24 protein-coding genes and 1 pseudogene are annotated in these 22,232 nt (G+C 60.9%); 17 read left to right on the top strand and 8 right to left on the bottom strand.

Annotated features, from left to right (window positions below; translation table 11 throughout):
* The first annotated feature begins 11 nt into the window (after positions 1-11).
* From AC6RIC_RS04730 to AC6RIC_RS04715, 4 genes are all read left to right on the top strand, one after another.
* Complete coding sequence (locus tag AC6RIC_RS04730) at positions 12-1,187, top strand: DUF6538 domain-containing protein (protein ID WP_499735319.1); 1,176 nt, start codon at positions 12-14, stop codon at positions 1,185-1,187.
* A 425-nt stretch (positions 1,188-1,612) separates the two neighbouring features.
* Positions 1,613-4,180 carry a DEAD/DEAH box helicase family protein gene (locus tag AC6RIC_RS04725; RefSeq protein WP_499735291.1) on the top strand — a complete coding sequence of 856 codons (2,568 nt, stop codon included), beginning with the start codon at positions 1,613-1,615 and terminating at the stop codon, positions 4,178-4,180.
* Entirely contained in the window at positions 4,180-4,479 is a 300-nt protein-coding gene (locus tag AC6RIC_RS04720) for a hypothetical protein (protein WP_499735292.1), read from the top strand. The genes AC6RIC_RS04725 and AC6RIC_RS04720 overlap by 1 nt, the downstream gene beginning before the upstream one ends.
* Before the next feature lie 168 nt (positions 4,480-4,647).
* Positions 4,648-5,226, top strand: a complete 579-nt coding sequence (locus AC6RIC_RS04715) for a recombinase family protein (RefSeq protein WP_499735293.1) — start codon at positions 4,648-4,650, stop codon at positions 5,224-5,226.
* A gap of 312 nt (positions 5,227-5,538) precedes the next feature.
* On the opposite strand, the gene AC6RIC_RS04710 is transcribed toward AC6RIC_RS04715, so the two are convergent.
* From AC6RIC_RS04710 to AC6RIC_RS04700, 3 genes are read right to left on the bottom strand one after another with little or no spacing between them, the layout of a single operon-like run.
* Positions 5,539-5,760, bottom strand: coding sequence for a hypothetical protein (locus AC6RIC_RS04710; protein ID WP_499735318.1), 222 nt, complete (start codon positions 5,758-5,760; stop codon positions 5,539-5,541).
* Positions 5,757-6,389, bottom strand: a complete 633-nt coding sequence (locus AC6RIC_RS04705; RefSeq protein WP_499735317.1) for a hypothetical protein — start codon at positions 6,387-6,389, stop codon at positions 5,757-5,759. The genes AC6RIC_RS04710 and AC6RIC_RS04705 overlap by 4 nt, the downstream gene beginning before the upstream one ends.
* Entirely contained in the window at positions 6,389-6,820 is a 432-nt protein-coding gene (locus AC6RIC_RS04700; RefSeq protein WP_499735316.1) for a hypothetical protein, read from the bottom strand. The genes AC6RIC_RS04705 and AC6RIC_RS04700 overlap by 1 nt, the downstream gene beginning before the upstream one ends.
* A 191-nt stretch (positions 6,821-7,011) precedes the next feature.
* On the opposite strand from AC6RIC_RS04700, the gene AC6RIC_RS04695 reads away from it, so the two are divergent.
* The 3 genes from AC6RIC_RS04695 (at position 7,012) to AC6RIC_RS04685 (ending at position 8,918) form a co-directional block, all read left to right on the top strand.
* A complete protein-coding gene (locus tag AC6RIC_RS04695) occupies positions 7,012-7,194 on the top strand; it encodes a hypothetical protein (protein ID WP_499735315.1) in 183 nt (60 codons plus the stop codon).
* A 261-nt stretch (positions 7,195-7,455) separates the two neighbouring features.
* Positions 7,456-7,776 (top strand): YciI family protein, encoded by a 321-nt coding sequence (locus AC6RIC_RS04690; protein WP_499735314.1) that lies wholly within the window; start codon positions 7,456-7,458, stop codon positions 7,774-7,776.
* A gap of 869 nt (positions 7,777-8,645) precedes the next feature.
* Positions 8,646-8,918, top strand: coding sequence for a hypothetical protein (locus tag AC6RIC_RS04685; RefSeq protein WP_499735313.1), 273 nt, complete (start codon positions 8,646-8,648; stop codon positions 8,916-8,918).
* Positions 8,919-9,026: 108 nt separating this feature from the next.
* Here AC6RIC_RS04685 and AC6RIC_RS04680 read toward each other — a convergent pair whose 3' ends face one another.
* Both AC6RIC_RS04680 and AC6RIC_RS04675 read right to left on the bottom strand, forming a co-directional pair.
* Positions 9,027-9,842, bottom strand: a complete 816-nt coding sequence (locus AC6RIC_RS04680; protein ID WP_499735312.1) for a class I SAM-dependent methyltransferase — start codon at positions 9,840-9,842, stop codon at positions 9,027-9,029.
* A gap of 550 nt (positions 9,843-10,392) precedes the next feature.
* Positions 10,393-11,160: a dienelactone hydrolase family protein gene (locus AC6RIC_RS04675; RefSeq protein WP_499735311.1), complete on the bottom strand. Its 768-nt coding sequence runs from the start codon at positions 11,158-11,160 to the stop codon at positions 10,393-10,395.
* A gap of 610 nt (positions 11,161-11,770) precedes the next feature.
* On the opposite strand from AC6RIC_RS04675, the gene AC6RIC_RS04670 reads away from it, so the two are divergent.
* The 6 genes and pseudogenes from AC6RIC_RS04670 to AC6RIC_RS04645 all read left to right on the top strand — a co-directional run bounded on the left by AC6RIC_RS04670 (position 11,771) and on the right by AC6RIC_RS04645 (position 18,599).
* Positions 11,771-13,453, top strand: a complete 1,683-nt coding sequence (locus AC6RIC_RS04670) for a BTAD domain-containing putative transcriptional regulator (protein WP_499735310.1) — start codon at positions 11,771-11,773, stop codon at positions 13,451-13,453.
* A 104-nt stretch (positions 13,454-13,557) separates the two neighbouring features.
* Positions 13,558-15,571, top strand: a pseudogene (gene recD2, locus AC6RIC_RS04665) (SF1B family DNA helicase RecD2); the annotation flags it as partial.
* 127 nt (positions 15,572-15,698) lie between these two features.
* Complete coding sequence (locus AC6RIC_RS04660; protein ID WP_499735309.1) at positions 15,699-16,550, top strand: DNA N-6-adenine-methyltransferase; 852 nt, start codon at positions 15,699-15,701, stop codon at positions 16,548-16,550.
* A gap of 139 nt (positions 16,551-16,689) precedes the next feature.
* Complete coding sequence (locus tag AC6RIC_RS04655; protein ID WP_499735308.1) at positions 16,690-17,880, top strand: hypothetical protein; 1,191 nt, start codon at positions 16,690-16,692, stop codon at positions 17,878-17,880.
* Positions 17,880-18,119, top strand: coding sequence for a hypothetical protein (locus AC6RIC_RS04650; protein ID WP_499735307.1), 240 nt, complete (start codon positions 17,880-17,882; stop codon positions 18,117-18,119). Before AC6RIC_RS04655 ends, AC6RIC_RS04650 begins: the two co-directional genes overlap by 1 nt.
* Before the next feature lie 3 nt (positions 18,120-18,122).
* Positions 18,123-18,599: a hypothetical protein gene (locus AC6RIC_RS04645; protein ID WP_499735306.1), complete on the top strand. Its 477-nt coding sequence runs from the start codon at positions 18,123-18,125 to the stop codon at positions 18,597-18,599.
* A gap of 56 nt (positions 18,600-18,655) precedes the next feature.
* Here AC6RIC_RS04645 and AC6RIC_RS04640 read toward each other — a convergent pair whose 3' ends face one another.
* On the bottom strand, positions 18,656-18,916 hold the full coding sequence (locus AC6RIC_RS04640) for a hypothetical protein (protein WP_499735305.1): 261 nt from the start codon (positions 18,914-18,916) through the stop codon (positions 18,656-18,658).
* A 191-nt stretch (positions 18,917-19,107) separates the two neighbouring features.
* On the opposite strand from AC6RIC_RS04640, the gene AC6RIC_RS04635 reads away from it, so the two are divergent.
* Together AC6RIC_RS04635 and AC6RIC_RS04630 are read left to right on the top strand one after the other, a co-directional pair.
* Positions 19,108-19,317 carry a hypervirulence associated TUDOR domain-containing protein gene (locus tag AC6RIC_RS04635; RefSeq protein WP_499735304.1) on the top strand — a complete coding sequence of 70 codons (210 nt, stop codon included), beginning with the start codon at positions 19,108-19,110 and terminating at the stop codon, positions 19,315-19,317.
* Complete coding sequence (locus AC6RIC_RS04630) at positions 19,317-19,892, top strand: DUF488 domain-containing protein (RefSeq protein WP_499735303.1); 576 nt, start codon at positions 19,317-19,319, stop codon at positions 19,890-19,892. Before AC6RIC_RS04635 ends, AC6RIC_RS04630 begins: the two co-directional genes overlap by 1 nt.
* Before the next feature lie 60 nt (positions 19,893-19,952).
* Here the strand turns inward: AC6RIC_RS04630 and AC6RIC_RS04625 are convergent, their stop codons facing one another.
* Positions 19,953-20,162: a hypothetical protein gene (locus tag AC6RIC_RS04625; RefSeq protein ID WP_499735302.1), complete on the bottom strand. Its 210-nt coding sequence runs from the start codon at positions 20,160-20,162 to the stop codon at positions 19,953-19,955.
* A gap of 329 nt (positions 20,163-20,491) precedes the next feature.
* On the opposite strand from AC6RIC_RS04625, the gene AC6RIC_RS04620 reads away from it, so the two are divergent.
* Positions 20,492-20,836, top strand: coding sequence for a hypothetical protein (locus AC6RIC_RS04620; RefSeq protein WP_499735301.1), 345 nt, complete (start codon positions 20,492-20,494; stop codon positions 20,834-20,836).
* Between the two features lie 46 nt (positions 20,837-20,882).
* On the opposite strand, the gene AC6RIC_RS04615 is transcribed toward AC6RIC_RS04620, so the two are convergent.
* Positions 20,883-21,134 carry a hypothetical protein gene (locus tag AC6RIC_RS04615; RefSeq protein ID WP_499735300.1) on the bottom strand — a complete coding sequence of 84 codons (252 nt, stop codon included), beginning with the start codon at positions 21,132-21,134 and terminating at the stop codon, positions 20,883-20,885.
* Here AC6RIC_RS04615 and AC6RIC_RS04610 point away from each other — a divergent pair.
* Complete coding sequence (locus AC6RIC_RS04610) at positions 21,133-22,125, top strand: hypothetical protein (RefSeq protein ID WP_499735299.1); 993 nt, start codon at positions 21,133-21,135, stop codon at positions 22,123-22,125. The two genes, AC6RIC_RS04615 and AC6RIC_RS04610, sit on opposite strands and share 2 nt — an antisense overlap.
* The last annotated feature ends 107 nt before the right edge of the window (positions 22,126-22,232 follow it).

The raw sequence follows: 22,232 nt of genomic DNA, 5'->3' as shown, positions 1-22,232 counted from the left end.
GAGTGTACCAAGTGGTAGACCAAAATGCGATTTATACCTTCACGAAGCGCGGAGTTTTTTACTTCACGCGGAGGGTTCCAAAGTCGCTTCAGGCTCGCTTCGATAAACCCCGCATAGTCACCTGCCTGCACACGCGCTCGCTCCCGCAGGCGAGGAAATCCGCGCAGGTGCTGTCTTCACAGTTGGAGACGGTCTGGGCTCAGATGTTGCTCGAAGGGGTCCTGCGGCCCGTCGCCGCTTCGACTTTTCGACCCACATCGACGCCGACCGTGGAAGCCGGACCGTCTATGACACTGTCCGAAGCAGGCGATCTCTATCGTCGCCTGAAGGGAGCCGGGAAAGGCAAGGGCTTCAAAGCCTATGCTGACCGTCATCTCGGCTACGTCGTCGAGAGCCTGGGCAATGCCTCGATCGTTGAACTCAACCGCTCCGACGCAGGCCGTTTCCGTGATTTCCTAATCGCTAAGAAGCTGACGACAAGCTCGATCAAACGGGTTTTCGCGACGGTGCGTGCAGCGGTCAATCTGGCGATCTCCGAGCACGGGCTCGACTGCACGAACCCCTTCTCCGGCACCTTCATCCCGGAGGTTGGGATAAAGACAGTTCGGCCCCCGATCCCGAGCAACTTGATTCGTTCCGTGCAGGACATCTGCTTGGATATGGGCGATGACAAGCGTCTTCTCATCGCGCTGATCAGCGATACCGGCCTAAGGCTTGCTGAAGCTCTGGGGCTGGTGAAGGCAGATTTGAAGCTTCACGCAACCATTCCGCATATCGTGCTCAAAGCGCATCCATGGCGCTCGCTGAAAACGGCCTCCAGCACGAGGACCGTGCCACTTGTCGGCGCGTCCTTGGCGGCGGCCCGGCGGCTTTCCGGGAGCGCGAGAGGTAGCCTGCTGTTTCCGCGATACGCGACGCTGACCGATGTGAATGCCAACTCCGCCAGTGCCTCTCTCAACAAATGGCTTCGCTCTCGACTGCCAGACGGCTGCGTGATCCACTCATTCCGACATAGCCTCCGGGATCGGCTGCGTGCTGCCGAGTGCCCGGCCGATGTGGTTGATGCGATCGGCGGCTGGACAACCCAGGGCGTCGGCCATCGATACGGCGCTGGTTACACCCTGGAAGTGAAGCATCGCTGGATGAAACTCATCGAGCTTCAAACTCCAAGTACGGTCAAACGGTGAAAACCGCTTGCCGCTCAAACACTTGGAGGACATTTGGCAGGAAGAAAATGGCGCGCCCGAAAATCTCCGACGCCTGCCTGCCTCCTCGCTGAGCGAGCAAGTTCAGAGGGTTATGCCGGGCGCGAGAGCGCGGCGCAATGGGCTGCGGTCAACCGGGCGAGGCGTTGGCTTCGTGATGGCGGAGACCGCGCTTGAGCGTTGAGCGAAGTTTATTGCCAGGGCGAAGCCGCTTCATGGATAAGTACGGACAGAGCGGATTTGCCGCTCAGGCCCCTGGCGGGGTCGAGTGTTGTGGCGACGCTAAATATACCTGTCGGGCAATTGCCGCCCGACCTTAGTTCGTGCGTGTCGCCAACGATCCTTGACCACTGAACCCGCGAGGTGCCGCCACCCCTCGCGGGTTTTATTTTAGGATCGTTGTTTTTATGTCCATCCATTACCTGAACGCCCTGGCGGGGGCGGGCAAGACGCGTGCCTTGGTGCGCTATGCCGACCGCCTTGCCCGGAAGGGCCTGAAGACCCTCATCGTCCAGCCGACGAAGGACCTCATCGACAACACCGTCGCAGACGAGCTTGAGCAGATCGGACCGAGCTATCCGGTGACACGCTTCCACGGCGGCAGGGGCTCCGGCTTTGTAGTCGGCGCGGTTGTGCAGCACCTGAGGCAAGCCAAGCCCGACCAGGGCGAGATCGTGTTCATCACGCACGAGGCGTTCATCAGGCTGCCTTACGTGCATCGGCCCGACGATTGGGTGCTGCTGTTCGACGAGGTCCCGGCGGTCGATGTGTTCGACCCGTACGAACTCCCCGTCACCCATTCGCTGATCACCAGCCATCTGGTCCTGGACCCGCGTGGTCCGGCCCATGCCCGGTTGAGGTGCCGCGACGACAACGCGGCGAAGGTCATCGGCAAGATTGCCGACAACGAGGATGGCGACGTGCTGCTGGAGAAGCTCCAGCCCCTGGCGCGCCGCCTCGTCTCGGAGCACTGGCAGGTCCATGTCGATCAGAAGCAGTACCGCCGCTTGATCCGGGGCGAGAAGACCGACAGCACCCTCAACACCTACGCGGTGCTGAAGCCGAGCATCTTTGCGGGCTTCAAGCGGGTGATCCTGGCCTCGGCCTGTATCGAGGAGACCATGGCCTATAAGCTGTTCGCGGCCCAGGGCTGCAAGATGCAGCCGGTGGCGGGGCGTCTGCTTCGCGATCTTCGCTATACCCGGCATGAGCACGGGAGCCGGATCACGATCTTCCATGCCTGCGACGAGGCGTGGTCGAAGCGCTTCCGCGACAAGCAGGTCGAGGACGGCGTAGGCGGCGCGATCAAGCTCGGCGACAAGGTCGGGATCGCGGTCCTCGACCAGTTCGGGGACGAGCCCTTCCTCTGGATGGGCAACAAGGACGTGAAGGACAGCTTCTTCGGGGTCGCCGGGGCTCAGCGTTTGCCGAACACGCCGCATGGCCTGAACCAGTATCAGCACTTCCACAACATCGTGGTGATCTCGGCGCTGAACCCGCCGCCGCAGCACTTCCGCTTCCTGGCCGAGTTTGGAATCGATGGCGACGAGGTCCGCACCGCCCACTACCGGACGGCGGTCTATCAGGCGGTGATGCGCTCCTCGATCCGCAACCCGGCGGATCAGACCGCGAAGCGGGTCGTGGTGATGGATCGCGACACCGCCGAATGGCTCGCCGATCTCTTCCCCGGCGCGACCGTCGCGCCGCTGCCCGGTCTCGATGTGGTGCCGCGCAAGGGCAAGGCCGGACGGCCTCGCCAGCACAAGAGCGGCAGCGAGAGGACCAAGTCCTGCCGGGACGAGAAGCACAAAGCCCTTCTCGCCGAACTCGACCGGCTCAACGGGACCGACTTCGCCATGAACGGCTATCCCGATCTCAATCCAGGTGCGTTCGGCTGTAACGATATTGCTTCTATAGAAAGGGATTACGTTACACCGATATCGCCTCTCAGCGGCACGGCCTTCGCGACGATCTACGACAAAACGCCACTCGGCCACATCGACTACCAGGACGACGACGCCTTCGTCGCCGAACTGCGTCGGCTCCACCAGGATGTGGTGGCGAAGGAAGACGCGGGCCTGTTCGCGCCTGCCTGCTTCGATGCAATCCGGTCGGACGAGACCGCGCGCGGGCTCGCCAATGTCACCTATCTGCGCGGCATCTGGCTCGACAATGACGGCGGCGACCTGACCCCGGACGCCTTTGCCGACCTCTTCCCGTACCTGCGCATCGTGGTCTGGAACACGGCGTCTTCGACGCCCGAGAAGCCGCGCTGGCGCGTGTTCATCCCGACCACCTGCGCGATGTCGGTCGAGGTGCACAAGCTGATCATCGCGGAGATCGTCCGGGTCCTGAACAACGCCGGATATTGGGGCAAGCGGAAGCTGGAGACGGACAAGCGCATCAAGGTGCGCCGCTGCCATGGCTTCGACGAGAGCAAGTTCGTCGCGAACTCGCTGTTCTACCTGCCCTGCCGGGCCAAGCATCCGAAGGGGTCGTTTTTTACTGACTTCAGTGTCGATGATCCGGGGCGCGGGCCGCTCTCCGTCCATGACTGGCTCGACCACGTCATCGGCAAGTGGAAGCCGGAGCCCGAGATCAGCCCGATCCTGCCGCTGACCAACTCCTCGATCGTGCTGCCAGACCCTGCGCCGACATCGTCACCACCCACGAAGCTCCAGGTCATGCGCGAGCAGTTGGAGCAGGATCATCGTCAGAGCATGGCCGGACGCCAGGAGGAGAAGGTCATGCGGGCGATGGAGGCGTGGCGTTCGACACCGCCCGGAATGGGCCACCACAACTTCTTCGTCCTGGGCGCGGCGCTCTGGCGGGCCGGGCTCGAACCGCATGAGGTCAGGCTGAAGCTCCAGGAGGCGGTGCTGTTGGCGAACTCGCCACCGAAGAGGCTTCGCGAGATCAGCGGCATCATCAAGAAGCTGGAGAGGTCAGGGACCTTCGGTCGGAGGGGCGCGTGATGCCGACGCTCTATCGGACCTTCAAGGTCAAAGAGGTTTATGCGGAGTGGGAACGCATCGAGGAAGCCCTAAGGCCGATCGGCGTGCCGGTGGATCAGATATGCTTCCTGGAGGAGGCCATCGACTCGCTCGCCTATGGCATGGTCGAGCGCGCGCGTACGCTTGGGATAGAAGCCCATCTTGCCGCGATGCAGCCGGTCGAGATCGCAGACTGGATATGCGAACCGTTCGAGGTCGATGTGTCGTTCCTCTGTCCCGATGAGACCCAGGCCGTCTTGTTCAGGACCATGGTTCTGTGAAGTTCAGCCCGGCCTGGATCGTCCAGGTCGGGCAAGATCGCCGTCTCACATGGTCAGGGTCTTCTGCGTCGTCGCAGGTCATTCCGAAGACCGTCTCGCACAAATCGTTTGCCAGTTTGAGAATGCATGAGACGCTCAGGTCTTAGGGTTGTGTGAGACGGAGCGGCAATGGCGGGGATACTGGTCGGGTATTGCAGGACAAGTTCAGCCGAACAGCAGGCTGGACTTGAGGCACAGGAACGGGACCTGAAGGCGGCTGGCGTCGAGAAGCTGTTCTCCGAACAGGTCTCGTCGGTTGCGAAGCGCGATAGGCTGGAAGCCGCGATCGACTTCTGTCGAGAGGGAGACACCCTGACCGTCACCCGCCCCGACCGGCTCAGTCGCGGCGTCGCCGATCTCCTCGGCATCATCGAGCGTCTGGAGAAGAAGGATGTTGCCCTCCGCATCTTGTCGTTCGGGGGCGGCGTGCTCGACACGTCCAACGCAACATCGAAACTGATCCTGACCGTGCTGGCCGCCACAGCGGCCTGGGAACGCGCGGTCATGCTTGAACGGCAGCTTGAAGGGATCGCCAAGGCCAAGGCCGAGGGCAAGTACAAGGGGCGCGCCCCGACCGCGCGCAGGCAGGCAGAAACAGTCCGGGCTCTCCACGCCGAAGGAGTGAAGGTTGCCGAGATCGTCAGGCAAATCGGGATCAGCCGCGCCAGCGTCTATCGATGCCTGGGCCAGAACTCCGCTGTCACGTAGACGAGTTCTGACCGCGAGTTCTGCGACATCGTCCGCTGCGAAAATCCCCGACGATCCCGCCCACATCAGCAGCGTCGCGGAAACGACCGTTTGTGAGACGAGGGCGATGAGGGTCGGAAGGGGATGGTTGCTGAAACGGTCCCGGCCACGTTCGGCGATCGTCGCCAGCCCCGTGTTTGCAGGGAATGCAGTGAATATCTGCTGCCCTTTCAAGAAGTCTTGGAGTGGCAGCAGAAAGTGACAAAAGGCCGTAGGCATAAATGTCGCGCTCGTGAAGCTTGTCCGTGGCTGAAACCAGCGGATAGCTCGTTCTTATGAACGGTAGCCCTTGTAGACCTCAACGGCTCGGGCAAAAGCTCTCTGAGCCTCATCGATTTCACGATACGATTCGGTCTGGTGGCAGAACTGATCGTCGTAGACCTCGACCAGGAACGGCTGAGACGGCTCGACTGCCATGTGCTCGCACTCCTCCTGGGTGAGCCGCGACAGCTTGAAATCGAGTTCGCCGGATACAGCTTGGCTGATGATCTTCATTGAACCGTCCTCTCCCTGATCCGGCGCTTGTATTGGCCCGCCCCCTTGAGGGTGATGCTGCGCGCTTCGACGGCTGAATCGATCCGCGCGAGTGCCGCATGTGATTCTGCGTGGGTGTAGCTCGCCTGCGCCACCCAATGGGTCAGCTTGATTTGCTTGCCGTTTTTATTGTGGATGTGCGACGCCAAGATGGTTCCTCGCCCGACCGGCAGAAGCGTGGAGGCGCGAGGATCGCTTTTCCTGATCCAATCCAGACCGGTCAGGAATTCCAGCGTTTCATCATCGTCGGTATCGAAATCCTCCGGCGCGCCAAGGTTCTCGGCGATCCAGGTCTCGCACTCGACCGTGAGGCCGAACGTCGAGCCGTCGTTGAACTCAGGCCACACCATCTCGAAGACGAAGCCTCGTAGCACCAGTTCGTCCATGACCGTCTCGGCGTCCGGCAGGTTCATTTCGAGCCAAGCCCAATCGACGTGCGGGAAAAACGTGTCCACATCGGCTCTTTGGAACCGACCTTCGACGGTGCCGACGAGAACGGCCTTGATGCCGTTGATCAACGCCGGGCCGGGCTCGAAGCCCCACTGAAGGGGCTCCTGGCGCATCTTGGGGCGAAGGTGAAGGGGCTGCATCAGGCGGCCTCCCCATGTGCCTGAGCCATGTAGGCGATGACCCGGTCGTAGTCGTGCTGCGTCCGGCACAGCAGGCGGCGGGAGCGGCCGAGCCCCTTGCCGCGTGGCTGGCTCATCGTGGCTTCACCGAACCCGTCACGTTCGAGGCCGATGTTGTCGAACCCCGGCATGGGCTCCACAACCAGCCACTCTTCTTCAGCCTCGACGATGTTCAGGTGCCCGGTGATTTCGTAGCCGATAACTTCCGACCCCTGACGGTTCACACTCCAGCCGCTAGACGGTTGGAAGTACGCGACCCGGCCATCCTCCATTGTGACGTTGTCGGGGTTGTACCGCTCCAGGTCCGCCTTGGACATGTAGGTCCCCTGGATGCAGTTCGCCCTGACCTGCATGACCTTGCATACCGTCTGCGTTTTCAACTTCATCGCCATATTTCAACTCCATACCGTGACAGACCACTTCGCCTCGTGGTCCTTTGAGACCAAAGATACCCAAAATTATGGAGTCGGCAAGACGATATTTGGTCTGCTTGGTCTGATAGGCGATTACTGGTTAATGCGGATATTGATTGCCTTAATGGGTCTGTGAGGTAAGATCGGTTCAGTCAAATCATGAGGGCAAGATGGCCGAGACAAAGAAGAAGGAACACAAGAACCGCGAGGGAAAGCAGTCTCTGACCGTCTGGATGACGCCGGAGGTCGTAAAGCTCGCGAAGATCGGCGCTCTCCTCGACGACAGCACGATCGAGCAGTTCGTCGAGTTGGCCTTGCGCGCGGAAATCGCGAAGCGCGGCATGAAGCTGTGAGCGCGGTTGTCGGAGGTGTTCGGACGTTCGACTTCGCGCTTTGAAAGGCCCTCGTTCAACTGCTGAACTGCGCTGCGCCTGGGAGTTGGATCGAAACCCTGGCCAACCAGCAGCTATGCCGGAGATATGGAGGACGACCCACGAGCGTCCGCTCAGTCCGACGCTCCAGGCTATACCTGTAGCGAACCGCTGACACGATCCTGTCGGAGATTGCGTTTCCCATGGTAGTTTAAGCGACCGCCAACATGGAGGGCCAACGCCATGCTTTTCGCTGTTTTCCTTCGCGACAACCCCGAGCGCCTGCATCTCCGGCAAGCCCATGTTGACGAGCATCTCGACTATGTGGCTGCTCAGGGCACCAAGGTTCTCGCGGGTGGCGCTCTACGTCCCAAGCCCGAGGACGCACCTCAAGGCGCGCTTTGGCTCGTGAACGCCGAGAACAAGGAAGCCGCTCAGGCCATCATCGAAGGCGATCCGTTCTTCAAGTTGGGTCTGAGGCAATCGGTGGACATCTATCACTGGTCAAAGGGTGTCTGGTCCGAGCCGTTTGCGCAGTGCATGAGTGCTCTCGAAGGCACCTGACGGGCGCATCAAGAGCGCACTCTGCGAGGCCATGCAGTCGTTGCAGGTCTTGGTGGGCATAGTCAAATGTGACTGGCAGACACGCGAGATTTGCCTCTGCCTCGCGCCACAGCCGAACCGCCACGCGGCTTTTTTGCGACGGTCAGAAGCGATACGGCGCAAGTCGTCGATGATTGCCGTAGGCAGCCTCCTCGTCGTCACCCGTTCGACCGCGCCGCTGATCGCCTGATATCGTCCAGCCTAATGGGGCATCCGACGTGGTTGGCTCCGTCCGCAGGGAAATCCCGGATTGTCAAACCGCCGTCAGCAGCGTCGCGGAAACGATCGTTATTGCGAGGGAGGGGTAAGCGGTTGCCACAAATGGTGGCTATCAGGTTGGCCGGGCGGACGGCATTGAGCCAACTGGCAGGCAAACTCTAATGTCAATGTCGCCTTCAACACGGCTATGGCATCCGCGCGCCAGCGCTTTTGCCCGCTTCGAGCGGTTTGATTTGAATGTTCTGGCAGTTTAGCTCGTTGAACTTGCAAGGCGTGTTCAAGACGAGGGTAGACTCGACGCTGATTCACCTCAACCATCCAACGAAGAAGCCCCGGCCGTGGAGGGCCAGGGTTTCTGATCGGGTCTCGTCTTACAACTTGATCCAATTACACCCGGTGCCCCCTCTCTTTCTCCCCCTAAAGAGGTCCCCCCAGACCCCCCTAAGAAATACACCCCCTCTAATCTCACCCAGCAGGAGCCTCCTTCGTCGGCTCCTGCTGCCGGTGGCGAGCCGTTGCCCGCCGATTGGAAGCCCAAGCTCCAACACCACAGCTTGGCGATCCTGATGTGCCGTCGAGCCCTCGGGCCGGAAATCGGTAGGACCGTACCGATGTTCGATGACTTCCTCTGGCGCTTCGCCTGGAGATTCTGCGATCAGCAGGCGTCGCAGTTCGCGGGCTGGGCTCGAACGTGGCCACGCCGAAGCCCAGATTGGGATATGCGTTTCTCGGAATGGCTGCGGCGCGAGTTTTCGGACCTCCGCAAGGCCAAAGACGAGCCGACGCTACGACCCGACCAAAACATGTTCGCTGAGCCGCTTTCACTCAGCCACGCTGCGGCGTGCTTTGAGATGGGGATCGATTTCGACCCGGACGAAGCTTAACTGCTGGAGGCTAAGCGGTGAGCCGGACGCGTGAGCCGGGGAAACCCGCCTCGCTTCATCATATTACTCGCAATCAATTTCCGATCATTCGCGGCTTCAGGCCGACACCTACGGGCGCAGCGCCCAGACGCAGCATTGCGGCGCAGAAATGACCTGAGCGCGCGCGGCCTCGACAGCAGCAAACAACTGCTCCTCTAGTTTCTCTGGATCGATGGTCGGGTAGGCTAACTTCGAATTAGCGATACGCGGCAGCATTGATAGAAACGTCATCGCGCCCCAGCGGATCAACGATGAGCCTGGACCTCCTACGATTGATTCCCAAATCATTTGAGGGGGTGAGAGCCCGGCTTTTTCGAAAACTTCGATCAGACGACCGCCAACGTCATAGCTCTTCAGTTGGTCTCGAAATGCTGCAATCAGGCAGTCCATGATTTGTTTGTAGAGATCAATCTCTGGCACCGTATGCGCCATGACATAAAGCGCGGGCTCATGAAACGCGACGATCCCGCCCGACCGTACCGCTGCTGCGGCATTGCGCACCATGGCCAACGGATCAGGTTGGTGAACGAGAACATATCGACCGATCGCAGCGTCGAAGAGTCGTCCGTTGGGCAAGCGGTCGTCTGATGTCGCTACGAATTCGATCTGAACATGACCTGCTGCGGCTGCCCTAGATTTGGCAATCTCTATCGCGCGCGGCTCACGATCTATGGCGAGAACCGATCCATTCGGGCCGACCACTTGAGCGAGCAGCATCGAGACATCGCCAATACCACAGCCGATATCAAGCACTCGCATTCCTGAGCAGACGCCGCTTTCGCTTAAAAGTCTTCTGGTGATGCTTCCGATCAATTCAGCCTGAAGCTGAAGGCGGTTGAGTTCGAAATCGCTGTGCCCGAGAACATAGCTGGATGCATTGGTCATCGCGAAACCCGCTGAATACAAAAGCCTGCCATGGGTTGAAGGAACAAAGTCAAAGCAAAATTCAAACTCCGATGACTGAGCCCGCGAACCTGTCTGCGTGTCACCGGATCGCGTGACAACAAGACGTTTTCGCATCGGCACCTGACGCCGCGTCGAATCGATCCAGTGCTATTGACCCCATCGGGGAGACTGCGACGGCCCGGCCCTCTGTATCGACCTGCTTAAAGCTGTTTTACGCTAGGGAAGCGACGAATGCCCTCACAAAAGAAGCGTGCGCCAGCATTGAGCCCGGCCTGAATCCTCCGCCATCACCGCGCCGGGGGGTGACGGGAGCTTCGGCGATGATCCGTCTCAATGCCGCACGCCCTCCTCGTCGATCATTTCCACCTTGAAGCTCAGCATCCCCCAGGCTACGCCATGAAGAGCCGCGTTCTTCGTCCGCTTTCGATCGATGCGTGCGGAATTCGACGAGAATAGAGCGTGCAGATGCCGTATTCGGCCCGATGTTGCGAACTGAAGGCATATGGTCCAATCTCCGCCCATCTCGGGGCTACCGGACGAAACCTCCCTGAATTAACATCTCACGAACTGCGCGCCGCGACTGTTCGAGACCGGCAGGATCGTGCCCGACAGTCGTTCCACGCTCGACGCACGGATCAGTCGCGTACGTGAAGGGCTTGTTGGTTGCGCTATTGACGAGGATGCCTCCCTCGTCCTCCCGGATAAGAGGACAATTCCGGGTGGTCTGAGCCTGAGGCACCTTGGTCGGTGTTCCCGAAGGAGCGTCAAAGACGTGGTGCGCGCCCTCGATCTCCAGCATCGTGGCATCCTGGCCTGCGTCGCGCAGCCTAGCTACGAGTTCACGGCATTCCTTGATCGGGATGTAGTCGTCGGCTGTGCCATGGATCACCCGCACCGGACCCGTCAGCTTCATATTCTCTCTGAACTCGCGATTACACGTCGGGTAAAAAGCGATGTACAGCGCATAGCGAGCCTTTGCTCCCTTGGCGTGGATGCGCTGAAAGCGCTCCATTGCGGCCCAATGAGCGGCGCCGCCTCCCCGCGAGATGCCGAGAACGGCGATGTGGGCAGGGTCAATTCTCGGGTGGGCAGCAAGGAGATCGAGTGACCGGTAGGCGTCCACCACCATCGCTAAACGGCTCAACACGTCCTGATCGGCTTGCGTGCTCGCGATGCCGCGTCCCGTAAAGCTATCGACCATGAAGGTCGCGATGCCCATCTTGTTGAGTTCGGCGACCCACGCCTGAATGTTGCCCCCGATCCCTCCAGAACCGTGCAGAAGGACGACGGCTGGCAAGCGGTCGTTTCCGGGGCGCGGCAACCGGAGTTCCCCCGACAGAGTGACCGTGGGAGCGCCTGAAGCACCAGTCAGAAACTGCCGGTCAGTCGGCGTCTCAGAGATCACAGGATGAAGCTCTACCCGCGAGACGAATTGCGCTCTCGCGTATCCCGGAAGCGCAACAATCAAAGCAAGCGCGACAGCGTACCACCTCATGGTGACCTCCCTCTCTCCGTTTTGCGTCGTCAATACGCATAGACAGGGGTAAGCTGCTGCCGTCTGTCGAGCGTCAAAACAACGTCAGAATTCTCCGATGAGCACCACGAAAACGGAGTGCGGGTCCAAATTGGAGGTGTCCCTGCTTGGCCCTCTCGTTTTGGCGATGGGTGGACAGACATTGCCGCCAATCCCGAGGAAGATGCAGGCCCTGGTCGCTTATTTGGCAGCCAAGCCTAGCCGAGTTGTCCCTCGCGAATGGCTTGCCTACCTACTTTGGCCAGACTGTCTGGCCGATACGGGACGGCACCGCCTGAGAACAGGTCTGCTGGCGCTCAGAACTGCGCTCGGTCCAGCATCTTCGCAATTCATCGCGTCTGATGCTGATGGTCTTGGACTTGCGCGAGGATTCGTGAGTGTCGATCTCGACCAGTTCGCTCGAAGCGTTAAGTCGTCGAAACCAGACGAGCTTGAAGCTGGCGCAGAACTCTACCGGAGCGATTTTCTCGCTCAGTTTCCTGCCATCTCGCCCGCGTTCGATGAATGGGCGCAGTGTCAGCGCGCTTCATACGCCGAGGGCGTCACAGGGCTGTTGACGCGCCTCTGTCGATTGAAGAGCGAAGCTGGTGAACATGGAAAGGCGACGGAATTAGCGCTCCGGCTTCTTAATCTCGATCGCCTCTCTGACGAAGCATATCGCGTGCTGATGCAGGTGCTGATGCGAGCCGGTCGGCATGCGAGCGCCCTCCAGCACTATCGGGATTGCGTGCGCCTGCTGCAACATGAATTGGGCGTTTCCCCATCGCCAGAAACCGTCTCCCTTGCTCGACAGATCGAAGCAGCCGTCAACCGCACGGAACACGACGAGGCTATTCGCGGCGCGGCGCGCGAAGGCGTTCATCTATGCGGGTCGCCTAAGCCGTCGATCGTCGTACTTCCATTCATGAATATCGGCGGAGATCATGGCCAGGATTACTTCGTCGATGGGATGGTCGAGGAGATCACGATAGCGCTCAGTCGGTCCAAATGGCTGCTAGTAGCCTCCCGAAACTCGGCTTTTCGATATAAGGACAATACAGGCGATCCGGCACGGATTGGTCGCGAACTAGGTGTTCGTTACGTTCTGACCGGCTCCATGAGGCGAGACAAAGAGCGGCTGCGGACGACGGTTCAACTCGTCGAATCTGAAACAGGCGCGCATGTCTGGGCCGACCGGTTCAACGAGACGACCGATGACGTGTTCTCGCTCCAGGAGAACGTGGCCCATGCTGTTGTCGCCGCAATTGAACCGCGTTTGCAGCAGCATGCAATGAACGCGGTAGCCTACCAGCCAACCGCCAACCTCAACGCTTATGACAAGTACCTGCTCGGCCTTCATCGACTGTACGCAGGAGGTAAGGATGATCTCCGCGCCGCATTGGATCATATGCTCTCCGCCATTCACGAGGACCGGGGCTTTGCACTCGCGAAAGCTGGTGCGGCTCGTGTTGTCATGATGCGCTTCAACCAAGGATTGGCGGACGGTGCTGAAGTGCAACTTGGGACCTCGCTCGCCGTAGAGGCAATACGAGAAGGGAACGACGACGCAGGCGCGCTTCGAAGTGCGGGTCATGCCGTTGCTTACCTGTCCGGCAACAGAAGCCTCGGTCTGGAGGCAGTGCGACGTGCATACGCTTTGAGCCCGTATTCTGCACAGGTATGCTACAGCAGCGGTTCGGTTCACTATTACTCAGGACATGATGACATCGCGATTGAACATCTCAGCCGTTCATTGCGCCTGAGCCCTCGCGATCCCGAAGTTCACTACATTCACGCCATGCTCGGATGGGCGCATCTAGCGCGAGGACAGTTGGAATCAGCACTCGGCTGCGCGGAACAGGCGATCGCGCTGAGCCCGGCCTATACTACCGCTTATCGGGTCCGGTGTGCCGCCCTTTCAATGCTTGGGCGGGGGCCTGAAGCGCAAGCATCGGCGCTGAAACTCAGGGAGCTTGATCCGACCTTTCGCTTATCGAAACACCCGTTCCCAAGGTGTGACGACGACGCGAAGAGGAGCTTAATTCTTCACCTGCGGCTTGTTGGGCTACCTGAATAGAGCGGCACAGCGCAGCCGGACGCACATAAGTAACCTGCGCTGGCCCCGCTGCCGGTCCACCCAGACCTCCTGCCTAGTCCCGGCAGAGGGATGTGGCAACGTTCGACGGTCACGCCGCGACGATCGGTGCGGGCGAGTTCGTGACGGCCTCGGGCACCTGGATCACCGATCGCACCCATGGCTTGCAGTTCAAGGCGCAGGTCATGAAGGCCAAGCCGCCAACCGAAGAAATACCTCGCATCCGGGCAGATGCGGGGAATCGGCCCGGCGATGGCCAAGCGGATCGTCGCCCTGTTCGGCGACGCCACCTTCGACATCATCGAGGCCCAGCCGGATCGGCTGAAGGAGGTCGTCGGGATCGGCCCGAAGCGGGCCGAACGGATCGTGGCGGGCTGGGCCGAGCAGAAGGCCGTCCGGGAGATCATGATCTTCCTGCATGCTCACGGCGTCGGCACGGCGCGGGCTGTCCGCATCTTCAAAACCTACGGGCATGACGCGATCGCGGTGATGACCGATGATCCCTATCGGCTCGCCCGTGACATTCGCGGCATCGGCTTTCGCACGGCGGACTCGATCGCGGCGAAGCTCGGCATGGAAAAGACCGCGCCGCAACGCTTGCGGGCTGGCATCTCCTTCGCGCTCCAGGAGGCGATGGATGAAGGTCATTGCGGCCTACCGCAAGCTGACCTCGTCAAACTGGCCGAAAAACTCCTGGAGGTCGATGCTTCCCTGATCGAGACCGCGATCCGGGTCGAGTTGGAGCGTGGCGACATCGTCCCGGACACGATCGAAGACGCGCGCTGCATCTTCCTGAAGGGCCTGCACGCCGCCGAGCAAGCGATTGCGCGGCGTCTTCGCGATCTCGCGGCTGGCGCAGCCCGGTGGCCCGCGATCGACCTCGACAAAGCCATGCCCTGGATCGAGAAGCGGACCGGGAAGGCCCTGGCTCCCTCCCAGATCGACGCCGTCCGTCTGGTTCTCGCCAGCAAGGTCGCGGTGATCACAGGCGGCCCCGGCACCGGCAAGACCACCCTTCTGGACGCCATCCTGCGCATCCTGATCGCCAAGGGCGTGCGGGTTCTGCTGGCCGCTCCTACTGGCCGCGCCGCCAAGCGGATGACCGAGCAGACCGGGATCGAGGCCAAGACCCTGCATCGCCTGCTGGAGGTTGACCCGACCAATGGTGGCTTCAAGAAGGGGCTGGAGAGCCCGCTCATCTGCGACCTCCTGGTGGTCGATGAGACCAGCATGGTGGACGTGCCGCTCATGAACGCGTTGCTGAAAGCGGTGCCACCCGGCGCGGGCCTGCTCCTGGTCGGAGACGTGGATCAGTTGCCATCGGTTGGGCCGGGGCAGGTCTTGAGCGACATCATCGCATCCCAGGCGCTTCCGACCGCCCGCCTGACCGAGGTGTTCCGGCAGGCCGCGACCAGCCGCATCATCGTCAACGCCCACCGGATCAACCAGGGGCAGATGCCGGAGAGCGCCGCGCCCGGCCAGGATAGTGACTACTTCTTCGTTCAGATCGACACGCCCGAAGTCGGCGTTGCGAAGATTCAGGAGATCGTGCGCGACCGGATTCCGCGACGGTTCGGGCTCGATCCGATTGCCGATGTGCAGGTGTTGTGCCCGATGAACCGGGGCCTGCTCGGCGCGCGGAACCTCAATGTCGAACTCCAGCGGCTGCTCAACCCGAACCCCACGGCCTCGGTCGAGCGCTTCGGCTGGACCTTTGCGGTCGGCGACCGCGTCATGCAGACGATCAACGACTACGACCGCGAAGTGTTCAATGGCGACCTTGGCAGGGTCATCGGCATCGACGACGAAGAGGGCGCACTGACCGCCGAGTTCGACGGACGCGTCGTATCCTACCCATTCGGCGAACTGGACACGCTCGTGCTGGCCTACGCCACGACGATCCACAAATCCCAGGGCTCGGAATACCCCGCCGTCGTGATCCCGGCCACGACCCAGCACTACATGATGCTGGCCCGCAACGTCCTCTATACGGGCGTGACACGCGGAAAGCGGCTGGTCGTCATCGTCGGCCAGAAGCGCGCCCTGGCGATGTCGGTCAGGGCTGGCGGAAAGCGCCGATGGACGAAACTGCGGGAATGACTCGGATCGGATTGACCGGGGCGAGAGCACCTGCTCTAGCGACCGAAAGTCGGCGCGATCATCGGAAGAAAAATACCGGAAAATGAGGATCGGTGATGTGGTGCGCGACGCCCGGAAGTCGCAAGGCATGACGCTGTCCGAATTGGCCCAGCGTTCGTCGTGCAGCGTCTCTAGCCTGTTTGAGTTGGAGACGAACGGGCTGGGCACGGTCGCGCTGATGGAACGCGTCGTGAAGGTCCTCGATCTGAAGTTCGTCGGCTTGCCGGGTCACGGTCCGGTGTTCGAACGCCTTCGCCTGCGCCGGGAATCCCTTGGGCTGACCAAGTCGGAAGTCGCTGCCCAGGCAGGCGTCTCACCTGACGCGCTCGCACGTCTAGAGCGCGGCGAAGCCCGCATAGCGACGATGGAGCGTGTCGCGAAACGACTCGCGCCGAAATTGCGGCCCCGAGCGCCGGAGATTTCCCGATATGGCGGTGGCGTCAGGAATGAGCGTTTGACCGATCACAGCGTCTGGCAGCGGATCGAACAAGCCATCGGTGTGTCCCCGATCGACCTCGACCCCTGCGGCCACGCGCTCTCGCCTGTCCGTGCAAAACGCCGATACTCGGTCGAAGACGATGGGCTCAAGCAGCAATGGGTTGCCGATTGGGCCTACGTGAACCCGCCCTACGCATTCACCGCCGCCTTCATCACCAAGGCCGTCGCGGAATGGCAGGCAGATCGCCTCAAGAACGCGATCTTGCTGCTACCCGCGAACACGCAACTGGCCGTTTTTCACGACAGGCTCGTCGGGAACGCGGATATTCTGCTGTTGCGGTCACGGCTTCAATTTCTCGATGAGACCGGCCAGCGGCTCGGGAAAATCCCGTTCGGCCACTATATCGCGATGCTAGGCGGCACAGGCGAAATCCTCGACCGGCTCATGACAGGCTTCCCATCTGTCCATTTGCCCAGGAATGCGCGCCGGACATTTGGCTGACCTTTGCTATTCTCCGCCGCCATGATTCTGGGATTGCATTAACGACCGAGTGATGATGTCGGCCCGGTTCGCCAACATTCGTTCGACAAAACTGGAAACTCCTTCAGGATTTTCTCCACGCAGGCAACGTGGAGAATGCATGGGACAACAGATCGAGCAGCGGCCCTTTCGGGTTCAGGAATTCCGTGGCTACGCGCTGAATTTTGCGGCGCGCCTTGAAGCCAGCGTTCCAACCACCATCCTGAGGCTCCTCCAGGCGAGGAGTCACCTGAGCCGACAGGTGTTTTTCGCCGCCGCCGCCGAGATTGACCTCGACCGTCCCGAAGCCTTCCTGGCTCAGATCGAGGTGCGCGCAGCCGATGTACTGGCTGACTTCCACGGCCTCGCGCCAGATGCGCGGATTGCGCGGGCGTTGGCTTTGATGACGCCCCGAAGGACGCTCGAATGCGTCTTCGGGGCATGCCCGGATGGCCTGTTGGGGCTTTTCGGCAGGCTCGGAAGTCAGCCCCTGTACGGCCCGGAAAGCTACAGGCTGGCCTTCGAGTTGTTCTCCCGGCCCGAGCACAAACGTCGTGCAAAAGTCCTCGGACAGCTTCCTGGGCAAGTGCGTCCCGAGCATCTCTTCGTGGTGGCCGGGCTTGCCGACGTTCTGGTCCATCGTGCGACGGCCGAAAGAGTTCGGCGCAGCGAAGTTCAGGCTCTGAACAGCTTCGCCACGATGATCGCGGACCTGTGCGATGCGACGCCGCCCGCGATCAAACAGAGCCTCGATGCGCTGGCGGTCGGAACCCAGGGCGTCAAGATGACTGAGTGGGTCCAGAACTGGCTTGCCCGTCAGGTTCGCCTTCCCGTCGATCCGCCGATCCCGGCGGACGATCCCGATTTCCGGCTGCGGATCGGTAGCGATCTGAGTTCCCTGGGGCGTCGTTTCCGCAATTGCGCCGGTCAACGTCTGGGCTTCACGCTCGTTGGTGACCACCTGATTTTCGAATGGAGCCGCGATGGCGAGCAGGCCCTCATCGAGTTGGTGCGCCTGTCGTCGGGCGCAGAGGTCAGATGGTACTGCACTGACGCCCTGCGGGCTCGCAATCGCCGTATCAGCCCGGCCGTGGCGATTGCCATCCAGGAGAAGCTCGATCAATACGGCATCCTGTATCAGCCCCTGATGCTGCGCCCGAGCCCGCAGAAGCCCCTCCACGATCTGATCGATTACTACGTTCGACCGGCATGGGACGAGCATTTCGGCGCGGCGCAGGAAGCTGGCGACGACGATCTCGACCGGATGCTCGATGAACTCGACGACGAGGTGAACAGCCGGGAGGCCGCCTGATGGACGCGGCCATTGTTCAGGTCCAGCAGGCTCCTGCGCGCGAGGTCGTTCGAGATCGCGGTGGAGTGATCATCGGCGTGATCGAGCGCCAGCATCTCGTTGGCAGGCTGATCGCCCGCGATCGCCACGGCAGCGTCGTCGGAGCTTATGACGAGCGCTCGCGGACGACGCGCGACGCGCATGGTCGGCTGGTCGGGCAGGCCAACCTGCTCCCGGTGTTGCTTTTCCAGGGACGCTGATCGATGCGGACCCTTCTGGTCCTCGCTGCCCTGGGCTGGGCGATGTCGCTGCCCTGGAGCGCCCTGTTCGGCTACCTCGCCCTGATCGTCGCTGCGATCGTGGTCCTGTGGTTTCTCTCGATTTCGATAGAACGCCACGTCGTCTCGCCGAGGCGCGATCGCAACATCATCGACCACCACTACGTCGCGGCGCTTGAGAGCATGGTCGCCGAAACCGAGGCGGAAGTGGAAACAATGCGAGGCGAGATCGAGCGGCTTCGTTTGGCTGCTGCTGCTTCGGAGCCTGATCCGAAGACTGCCCTTTACGGACGGGTAGGACTCAGCCCTTCCGCACCGGAATGGCTTGTCGCGGCGGCACGCCGAGCCTATCGGGTAGCGCTCCACCCTGATCGTCATCCCGTGCATTGGAAAAAGGAGGCCCAGCATCGCTTCCAATTGGCCGAGCGCGTCTTCGACGAGATAACCGAAATCGGTCTGTAAAGAGCGAGAGGTTGCGAGGCACATCGCTTGGGGCGAGCCGTGTCGCAACTGAGTTTTTAGCTGTTGCTGGCGTTTCCTAGTGCCTCGATTTTGGACACGACAAATTCATAGGTCTTCGATTCCTCCAGAAGCGCCATGTCGATATCGCCGTTCCTCAAGGCTTCCAGCATCTTGGCTTTGAATGTCGCCGCAGATGCTTCGCCTTCCTGCTCGGCTATGTGCTTCATTGCGAACGCAAGGCACAAATAGATCGAGTTCAAGACGATCTTGATCTGCTCCATACCTGTTCCGCTGACGTTTTCGGTCTCATCGGCCATTTTTCGTCTCCATTGAGAATTCTGCAACTGAACGCAGGAGCAAACTTTCTCCCGCTCGCATCACTCCCGAGCATGGTAGCCAACGAGCGACTTCGCCGAACTGTTCCTCCCAATCCCACACCGCTGTTGCGCGCCGAAGCTCCCGGAACAACTGCTCCGACGCCGCATTTTCTCAACGAAGGCAGGGTGTCATGATGAAGTTCAAGGTGGGCGATCACGTCCGGTGGAATTCCGAAGCCGGGTTGGTGAGCGGCAGGATCACCAAGGTGCATCACTCCGATTTCGACTACAAAGGCCATCGGCATCACGCCTCCGAGGATAAGCCGCAATACGAGATCAAGAGCGACAAGACTGACCATGTCGCCGCCCATAAAGGTACCGCTCTGACGAAGATCGGCTGATGGTTGCTCAGTTCACCACCATCGGCCATTCCAATCGCACCTTTGCCGAGTTCTCGACGATGTTGCGGGAGGCCGATGTCAATCTGCTGGTCGATGTACGCGCATTTCCGCGATCGCGAACCAACCCGGCCTTCAACATCGATCGGCTGCCGGACGACCTGGGGCGTTTCCAGATTGGCTATCGCCATATGCCGGAACTCGGCGGGCGAAGGCCGAAACAGAACGCCGTGGAGGACGACATCAACGGGTTGTGGCGCGTGCAGAGCTTCCACAACTACGCCGACTACGCGCTGGGCGACGAATTCGGCGATGCCTTCGAGGAATTGCTTCACCTCGGCGTCGATCGCCGTTTGTCGTTGATGTGCTCGGAGGCCGTCTGGTGGCGCTGCCATCGTCGGATCATCACCGACTACCTGCTGCTGAACGGCCAACCTGCTGATCACCTGATGGGACCGGGTCAGGTCGAACATGCCACGCCGACGCCGGGAGCCCGAAGAGCCGCCGAGGGAAAGGTGATCTATCCGCTACGAGAGCCCGACGACGAGGGCAGTCCGAAGGCGGACCTCGACCGTTGACGATCGCCGAGCGTGTCGAGATCGCGCAGAGGCAGATCACGACGAAGAGCGGCTCTGCGATCAATGAACTTCAGGCCGAGGAAATACTCGCGTCCCGAACCGCATGATGAATTCGAAGGCGTCGTAGTAGCTCCCGAACCGGTATTCCTGCCCTTCTCCTTGCGAGAGTTGATCGAAGGCCACGGACCCCGAGCATTTCGCTTTGATCCAGAGACGGCGCTCCGTATTCATGGCGTGGAAATGGTCCTCTCCCAGGTTCAGACGGGTCATGCCCCTCTGCTCCACGACGTAGGGATGGCGAAGGTCTTTCTCGGCTTTGAGAGTTGCGGCAAGCTGGCGCAACGACTGTCTGAACGCGTTTGTCATCCCATATTTAGTTTAGGGGGCTCATCGCCAATAAATAGATCATGCCCAACTCATGCTGTTCGGCCCATCGGTGCCAAAAGGTCTCGTGCCCTGGTTGCGCGTGGCGTTACGCGCTTCATGTCTCTCGCCGCATCCTTGCCTGCGAGCCGCAGCGGCTCCACGCACTGACGGTCGAGCGAGCAGTCCTTGGGCCGCACGATATCGACCGATTGAGGAGGTCGGCGCATAACGCCGTGGCCTATCAGAGGCGTCGCTACCGAGGGTGGCGCGGCGTTGGGGTATGGGGCTGGTACGGGGATGCCGATTTCCACGGCATCGTTGAGCTTGGTTCGATTTCGACCACCGAGTTCGTGCACACGTTCCGGCGACGCGGAGAGGTGCGGCTACGGCCAATCGAGATCGAGAACATCCGTACTGAAGTTTATGCGGCGGCCCTGTCGGTCTCGACTTCGACTGCCGGTGACAAAGGCCGATATCAGCCTCTGAAGGTCGCCATCGAGCCCGTGGCGACGACCAGGAAGGCTGCTGTGCCGGTCATCTATGATGTGATGGTCGAGGCCATGCCTGTACTCGTATGAGGGCGACGAGTTCCGCCAGTCGCTCACCCACCATCACAGCCAAAGTTCAGAGCATCTGTGGGCCGGGCCGTGGTACCGAGCTTTGAGAATTGAACGCGGCGACCGCTCGCTCGACGATTGGCGCGCCAGGATCAGCCCTCCACATGGCGACGATAATCTCGCCCAGCCGGTTTTGAGCAGCCAAGCGATATGGCGGTGCGATCGGCGTGGAATGGTTGATTTCGATCCACGCGGCGTCGAACACCTCGACCAGATTGGTCATATCCTCTTCATCGGCGACAAGGGTTCGAAACGGCATGCAGTCCGCCTATGACGGCGGCGTAGGTCAAGCAAGCCCTCCACCTTTCGACCAAGGTCGAAGACCACCTTGCGCGCTTGCCAGCGGAGCAAGAGATAATTTCCACGCATTGCATGTGACATGGATGTTGAGACTGCGTCAGGGCGTCGCCTATCCTCCTGGCGTGACCTCGATCCCTCCCTCCTGGGCTCACCTTCAGCCCGCATCGGTCAAGGCCCTGCTGGAGCCCCCAGGCAGGCTGCCAAAGGCGTTGCGGATCACGCCCGACGACGTGCCGGTAGAGATCGCGCTCGCGGTGCCGATGGTGATCGCGGCGCGGCTGCTGCTGGAACTGGCGGTGAAGCAGGGCGGGCTGGTTCTCACCGCCGCTGGTTTCCTGAAGCGTGCCGATGTCTGGCACGTCTTCGACCAGACGGAATGGCCGGGCTCCAACAAGACGCTCACGCTCTCGATGAACAAGGTCATCAACGAGCAGGACGCCCTTGGCGTCTTCTTCACCCGCATCGCCTTGCAGGTGGCTGGGCTGCTGCGGAAACGCGCCGGGGTCCTCAAGGCGACCAGAGTGGCGAAGTCCATGCTTGCCGAAGAGGCCGCTCCCGCGCTGTTGGGCGAATTATTCCAGGCCGTCTTTTGGGAGATGAACCTCCAGGATTTCGACCGGAACCCGCTGATTTTCTGGCCGCAGCACCATGTTGGTCTGGTTCTCTGGTGCCTGTCGGTGACGGCCCATAAATGGTCAAGCGCCGAGCATCTCACCCCGATTTGCACAATGATGGAGACCATCGACGAGCCGGTCGCTCGCGACCTTCCCGGTTTCGCCATGGTCACCCGTGTCCTTCGGCCTCTGACGTGGCTCGGCCTCATGGAAAGCCGGACCCAGAAGCGTGTCTCGGGCTGGGTTTACGACGAGGATTTCCGAAAGACGCCGCTCTTCGACCAGATGCTGAGCTTCAACGTGGAGATGATCGACGACGCGGACGTGCGGCATTGAGCCGGATGTTGGCAAGATGCCGAGCAACAAGAACCCCACCTTTGTTGGAGCGGGGCAAGGTGTTAGAGGAGTTCGTGAGTCTCGAACCGATGCAACCTGAGACGGAT

The sequence above is a fragment of the Allobosea sp. TBD101 genome, from assembly GCF_059817965.1.
This window is presented reverse-complemented; position numbering and strand designations above follow the sequence as displayed.